The sequence below is a fragment of the Okeania sp. SIO2B3 genome (assembly GCF_010672525.1).
In the GTDB taxonomy this organism is placed as follows: Bacteria; Cyanobacteriota; Cyanobacteriia; order Cyanobacteriales; family Microcoleaceae; genus Okeania.
Window position 1 is genome coordinate 1 of sequence record NZ_JAAHGH010000191.1, and the last position, 6,323, is coordinate 6,323.

The 6,323-nt window shown below is 35.7% G+C and carries 6 protein-coding genes; 2 read left to right on the forward strand and 4 right to left on the reverse strand.

From position 1 onward, the window contains the following. Positions 1 to 266: 266 nt before the first annotated feature. The 4 genes from F6K15_RS37150 to F6K15_RS37165 all read right to left on the reverse strand — a co-directional run bounded on the left by F6K15_RS37150 (position 267) and on the right by F6K15_RS37165 (position 3,460). Positions 267 to 869: a hypothetical protein gene (locus F6K15_RS37150; RefSeq protein WP_293071035.1), complete on the reverse strand. Its 603-nt coding sequence runs from the start codon at positions 867 to 869 to the stop codon at positions 267 to 269. Between the two features lie 133 nt (positions 870 to 1,002). Beyond that, the gene (locus F6K15_RS37155) at positions 1,003 to 2,679 is read right to left on the reverse strand and encodes a CHAT domain-containing protein (protein WP_293071036.1); all 1,677 of its coding nucleotides are present in this window, start codon (positions 2,677 to 2,679) and stop codon (positions 1,003 to 1,005) included. 158 nt (positions 2,680 to 2,837) lie between these two features. Then, positions 2,838 to 3,056, reverse strand: coding sequence for a hypothetical protein (locus F6K15_RS37160; protein ID WP_293071038.1), 219 nt, complete (start codon positions 3,054 to 3,056; stop codon positions 2,838 to 2,840). A 227-nt stretch (positions 3,057 to 3,283) separates the two neighbouring features. Continuing rightward, complete coding sequence (locus tag F6K15_RS37165) at positions 3,284 to 3,460, reverse strand: hypothetical protein (RefSeq protein ID WP_293071044.1); 177 nt, start codon at positions 3,458 to 3,460, stop codon at positions 3,284 to 3,286. A gap of 127 nt (positions 3,461 to 3,587) precedes the next feature. Here F6K15_RS37165 and F6K15_RS37170 point away from each other — a divergent pair, with 127 nt between their 5' ends. Together F6K15_RS37170 and F6K15_RS37175 are read left to right on the forward strand one after the other, a co-directional pair. Continuing rightward, the gene (locus F6K15_RS37170) at positions 3,588 to 3,773 is read left to right on the forward strand and encodes a CopG family transcriptional regulator (RefSeq protein WP_293071040.1); all 186 of its coding nucleotides are present in this window, start codon (positions 3,588 to 3,590) and stop codon (positions 3,771 to 3,773) included. A gap of 365 nt (positions 3,774 to 4,138) precedes the next feature. After that, positions 4,139 to 6,082 (forward strand): DUF6798 domain-containing protein, encoded by a 1,944-nt coding sequence (locus F6K15_RS37175; RefSeq protein WP_293071042.1) that lies wholly within the window; start codon positions 4,139 to 4,141, stop codon positions 6,080 to 6,082. Positions 6,083 to 6,323: the final 241 nt, after the last annotated feature.

Below are 6,323 nucleotides of genomic sequence, written 5' to 3' on the forward strand. Positions count from 1 at the left end.
CTGTGGAATTCTCTATCTGCTATGAGGATTATTTGGTATTTTTTCAGGAGTTGAAATACCGGACGCATTACTGCTTGTTGCTCTGTTAAATTACTCGAACCTTGATGAGTTAAAAATTTCCAATATAGCGAACAGCGCTATATATCCGTTAGAAAAAAATTTAGCGGTTCTCAGTTCAGTTGCTCGTCAGTAAATATTGAGCATTAAAAAACTAAAAACCGCTATTCGCTATTTATTATTAAAATATTAAATTGGGGAGATAAAAATTAATTATTAGCTTCAGATATAGCATAGAGCGCGATCGCTAAACTCAATCGTGCTTGTTCAACTTCTGACAAATCAGACCAAGAAGTAGATTGGATTGTTGCCAAAGTATTTTCTACTGCATCATTTTGACTACCACGCATAGAATAAGCTAGAGGACGCGCCATTACTTCCAAATCTTCCAAATCCCAACCGGGTAAAACTTCGCTGACACAATGTACCAATTGGTCTGACAGAGATAGAATAGACCCTAAACTATTCACCTGATCGACAATATTAACAGCAATCTTGCCTAACTTGTTGAGTAAATTCTTGGGAGCAAGACCTGAAAACTTCTCAAATAAGGAATTCTGGATATCAATTACAGAAAACAGTCGATCAGTTTGACTATAAAAATGTTTGCAACCGGAAGTAATTTCCAGATCGGTTAGTAAATCAGATAATGGTAGTTCCTGTTCAAGAGAATCAAAATAAGTATCTGATTCTGCTGCTTCTGGATTCCAAGGATAGGCAATATCATCAAGAACTATCGAATTTAATAAATCCAATTCTACTTGGGTAGAATTATTAGCAGAAAACTGAGAGCGGGAAGGCTGATTATTCATAATTTTATTCCTTAGTAAAAATAATTCATCTTCTATTATTAAAATAGAAGTAGGTAATTAGCAATATTGTTATTTCCTACTTAATCAGCTACAAAAGCAATCTAGCTAGTTCCGCAATTCTAACTTAGATTAACTAGCTAAAATCTTTTGTTGCTTCAATTACAAACTCAAAAGCTTGACCTTGAGAACTGCCAAATTTTAGCAGTGTTCCTGATGTTATGGCAACCTCATCACGATGAATTCTTTGCCAATCACCAGACTGATAAATTAAAGTACCAAAACGAGAAATATCTTTTAAGAAATAAATGGGTTGAACCTGTTCGCTTGGAAAACAACGAGAAAAAATTTCAGCGTGTTTTTGGGAAACCCACCGCTCAAAAATCACCACATCATTTTCCTGAGAACGTCCGACCGCGATCGTACCAGGCCAAATAGGCCAAACCTGACCATTATTGTCTTGAGAACGTAAAAAAGCCCTAGAAGTTGAACTACTAATCCAAGTTGGAGAGTTAGTAGGTAGTTGAGTTACCAACTCATCGAAAACTTGAATTAATTGACCATTGAACTCTGGGTGCATATATAATACTGGTAAAGTCCAAGCTGGTTGATTAAATCTATAGAGAGTTAATAACTGTTGCCTAGCCACAGCTACTGCTTGATCTATCAACATTCCCTCTCTCAAGCATTGCGCAAAAACTTGAATAAAACTCAAAGCTTCTCCATCAGCAATTTCATCTCGCATTCCTAAAACTGCTGGTACTCCATGATGAATTAATACTTCTGCTAGACTACTGCGCGCTATTGCCTGTATTTGACCAGAAGATATGTCTGTAGCTGGTTGTGCTCCCCAGCAAGCATTGAATACTGCCAAGGTTACTCCATTACGAACCAGAACTTGTGCTAGCTCAGTACCATTAAGAGTAGTGTCAGGTGCTAAAAATAACCAACCGCCATCTGGGCCTGGTTTACCATGGCCAGCATAAAAAAGTACATTATAAATTTTTTTATCTAGATGAGAAATTAATTCTTCTGGAGTCGGTTGAATCAATGTATCAACTTTGCAAGGAATAATAGAATTAACTCTATGTAAATTTTGGTTTGTAATCTCACGGGGTTTTAAAACCTCAGTTAGTCGAAGTGCTTCTTCTTCTAGTTCTAATTTGGACAAAGTAGAAAATTGATGGTCTTCAGCTACAGGTGATTGTCCTTGAGGCGCACTTTCCCCAATCACCAGCAGAATATTCAAATATGGGGAAGGTGGGAGAGGAGGTAAGGAGTGAACATCACTGGTAGTACGACTAAACAAAATTTCCCTACTTAGAGAAAAGGCAGGTAAAGAGATTCCTGGTTGCATGATTTCCCAGGGTAGGGCAATTAATTCGGGTGCGCGAATATCCAATCTTACCTGTAAGGGCAGTTCTTGGCCAATGGCAATACCTTGACTTTGGTGGAGACTTTGAGCGATTTCTCCTTGAAATAGCCACTGCCACAGGCTAATACCCAAATTTTGCATCAGGCGACTGGTACGATTAATTTTGACATTGGAAGCAGGGGCAGGATGAATATTTGGAGTTGATGCTAAAGCTGGTTGAGGTGTGCCGATCGGAATAGCAGGTAAACTTTGGGGAGAGAATACTTCTAACCAAGCCTCCCAAGCTTGTGACAAGGTTTCTGGCCAAATTTGATCGTGGTGGACATATCCACGCTGAAAAGGAGCCTGCATTACCCAGGTGGCAAAATGATTAGCTTCTGGGATATTCAGGCGGGCGATCGCTATATTTAGGCAAGGACTTTCTGGTGGGAAAGGCATTCAATTTTTTTTAAACTATATAATATTAATGTACTTAAAGAAATCTATGCTAGTTTAACTATATTATTTTAGGTCTTAAGCCTTCATTTCATAACAAGACATCCATAATTTATTTATACAGAAAATTTGTTTTTTCAATTAATTTAACGTGAGAATTTCTACCCCTTCTTCTGTGACAGTGACAGTATTTTCAAATTGGGCTGAAAGTTTTTTGTCTGATGTTGAAAAGCGCTTTGGTAAATGCGAGACGAATAATTATTTGCCCAGGCATATTCTGGTTGCTTTTTTACATAGTTAGTAAAGACTTTTTTAGCTTCTAAAATGCGTAATGTGTAACTCAAGCTAACTTTCTGACCACGTTTGTTAACTTTGGTCATGGCAGAAGTTCCATTAACCATACTGAGGCCATAGTTGTAAACGAAACGAGCACGGGCCAGCACATTGAGCCATTTTTGAGCGCTCTTGGTTACTGAGTTTTAATTCAAATTTTTTGACGTACAATCAAATCACCTCCAAGCACATTGTCAACTATTTTTTTGGCTAAGTCAAAAAAATCCCCATCTTGAGTGTCAGTTATTGCTGGAAATTGCCATAGATATTGATACTAGCAATCAGCTCCTGGTTGTACCATTTGCTCAAGATAATTGAGTAAATTTGCTGCTACTTTCCCTACTCGGCGCATTTTTTCTAATTCTCTGGTGAAGAGTAATACAATTCCATAGGTTTTTGTATGAGCTTCACGAAATGTTTGATTAATAATGGTTAAGTTTTTCCGATACATGACCAGATATGAAGATGTATTTGCTAGACTTGACTAGCTTATTGTAGTATAGCAAGGCATAGCACAACACAAGTTAGTCAATTATTTGTATGCTTAATATCAGAAAAATAAGTATTAGGTGTTAAAAATGGGCGGAAAAACAGATTTAGATAGAGTTGTAGCTTATATTCCTCCAGAGTGGAAAAAAGAGTTAGAGGAATGGGCAAAAGAGGATGAACGTTCTGTGTCTTGGTTGGTGGGCAAGTTAATTGAGCGAGGTTTAGAAGAACATCGAAACCATCAAAATTCTGAAAAAGAAGGTGTTAGATGTTAGGTGATAGGTGTTAGGTGTTAACTAGATTTTCTAGTAGTACTAAATAGCATAATGCTATTAGTCATTTATAGTTTTCAAAGGGAGTAAAATAAAAGTTTTACAGGACTTAAGTAAACAATATTTTTAATAGGAGAAACAAGAAAAAAATTTCCTTTTATTCAATCCTCTTCCTTTTAGGGAGAGGTAATTATCAATTATCCATTATTGAACTTTCCCAATATTAATAGCTGAAGTCCGAACTGCGGACTTAAGAGACTAACTAATAGCTGACGGCTGTTTGCGCAGCATTCCGGAGGAAATGCTTAGGATTTTATGGATTTTCCTTCTTCCTTCTTCCTTCTTCCCTCTTACTTCTTCAATAACAAATGTGGCATCTTAAAAAATATAGTTGGCACTTTACCTTATCTCTATTTACTTTTATAATTCTCGGTTCATTCATCACCAGAGGATACACTTTTCCTGTGGGAAATCATTATACCCATGTTCCTCAAATTAAATCAATGTTGAATCCTGAACTATATATTAATGATTACTATGTTCAGGAAATGTTGAAATTTACTCCCAGATATTACTATCAATATTTAGTTTATTTTCTCAGCAAATTTATTGATAGTATTTCCCTCACATACTTTATTTATTATCTAATTTCATTTATTAGCTTTATCTGTGGCTTATCTGCAATTAGTAAAATCTTTACTCGTTCCAAGCTATCCGCAGCAATTTTAATTTTTTTAAGTTTAACTGCCTACACTTTAGTTGGATATTTAGAACTTTTTCCTAAAACTCCTATACCTGCAACTTTTGCTATGAGTTTAACGGTTTGGGGGATTTATTTCTGTTTTCGGCAAAGATGGATAATTGGTTATTTATTTTTCGGTATCGCTTCAATTTTACAATTTTTAATTGGCGTTTTGCCTGGAATAATGATGATACCTATTATGTTTATTGAGGCGATAAAAAGTCGGCAGTTGAAGCAAGTCGTTTTGCCGTTAATTATTTTATTTGGGTTTGCAAGTTTAGTTTATCTGCCAATGTTATTAACTGGAACGACTAGCACTGATAAATTTAGTAATGAAGAATTTGTTTTGATCTACGGTTGGGTAAGAAATCCTCATCATATTATTCCTGGTTATTGGAATTGGAAAATTAGGCTGGATTTTATCTGTTTTATTTTGGGTGGATGTTTGTGTATTCACAAAGTTGATTTTGCTAAATCAGAAAATTTTTTGCAGAAGTCGGGAAAAGGCAAGATAGAAGAGATAACAGGAAGGAAAAAAGATTTAATTTTTACTAATGTAAGATGTCTTGATAAATGGAAGTTTTACCTAATTATTGCAGAGTCAATTTTTGCTTTGTTTTTGGGTTATATTTTTGTCGAAGTTTATCCACTAGCTTTATTTGCTAAGTTGCAGTTAGCGCGAACTGTTCCTTTTGCTCAGTTGATGATATTTATTGCTGTGGGTATTTTGAGCGATCACTTATATCAACAGGGTAATTTAGGAGTTGGTTTACTATTGATAATATCTCTAATTCTGCCTGTGCCGTATCAAGGAATTTGCTTTTTTCTATTATCGTTGGGATTGTTTTTTTGGGAGAACTGGAGTTACAAGTTAGTAGTCTGGTTAATAGTTTTAGCTGGATTAATATTTTTCTTATGGCAGCCACCGATAGATTCAAGTTTTCATCATTTATTGGCAAAATTGGGTTTATTTTTGGTGTTAATATTTCCGCTTATTTTGGATGAAGTTGATTTAGCGTTGGCGGAGCCTAGCGGCAGCTATATCGCTCGGAAATATTTAATTACTTATAGTTTGGCTGGAGTCACAACTTTAGTATTTGTTTTAGGATTATTTGAGGCATTGCCAGGAAAATTTTTAGAGGTATTTCAACAACAGGTAAAATTTAACAGGGTTCCTCAAGATGAAGTGGCGAAACTAGCTTTAAGATTTAGACAGATTAGCGATAAAGATGACATAATTTTAATCCCTCCGTTTGTGTCAAATTTTCAGTTTTTTTCTGAGAGGGCAGTTATTGTTGACTTTAAACATTTTCCTCAAACAGATAGCGGAATTAGGGAGTGGAAAAATCGAATGGAAGACGTTTTTGGCGTACCTTTGAATGATAAATTAGCCGTGGGAGCGATGGAAATTTTGTTTCCACAACAGACGGGGAAAGAATTAGTTAATGTGGGGAAAAAATATGGGGCTAAATATATTTTGACTAGGGTTAAATGGCATGGAGATATTGAAGGAAATATTGTAGCTAGAGAAGGAGAGTGGGTGATTTTTAGAATAAATTTTCAGCCGTAGATGTGAGTTTAGCAAATAATTTATGAGTTTTAATTCAGGCAATTGTTTCAGGGTATTTAGGGTGAGTAAAAGGTGCTTAATTAATTGATAATTGATAATTGATAATTATCTCTGGTTAAAACCGTTACGGAATTGAATATAAGGAAATATTATTTATTCTCTTGGTCCATTGGATATGGCGCAGTTTTAGGAGCTATCCCACCCTTCGGGAAGCTGCGCTTTTTCCTGACGGAATGCTCCG

Coding starts and splice junctions, on each gene's coding strand:
- F6K15_RS37155 (WP_293071036.1), bottom strand. CDS start 2,679: ATGCCTTTCCCACCAGAAAGTCCTTGCCTAAATATAGCGATCGCCCGC.
- F6K15_RS37170 (WP_293071040.1), top strand. CDS start 3,588: ATGGGCGGAAAAACAGATTTAGATAGAGTTGTAGCTTATATTCCTCCA.
- F6K15_RS37165 (WP_293071044.1), bottom strand. CDS start 3,460: ATGTATCGGAAAAACTTAACCATTATTAATCAAACATTTCGTGAAGCT.
- F6K15_RS37150 (WP_293071035.1), bottom strand. CDS start 869: ATGAATAATCAGCCTTCCCGCTCTCAGTTTTCTGCTAATAATTCTACC.
- F6K15_RS37160 (WP_293071038.1), bottom strand. CDS start 3,056: ATGACCAAAGTTAACAAACGTGGTCAGAAAGTTAGCTTGAGTTACACA.
- F6K15_RS37175 (WP_293071042.1), top strand. CDS start 4,139: ATGTGGCATCTTAAAAAATATAGTTGGCACTTTACCTTATCTCTATTT.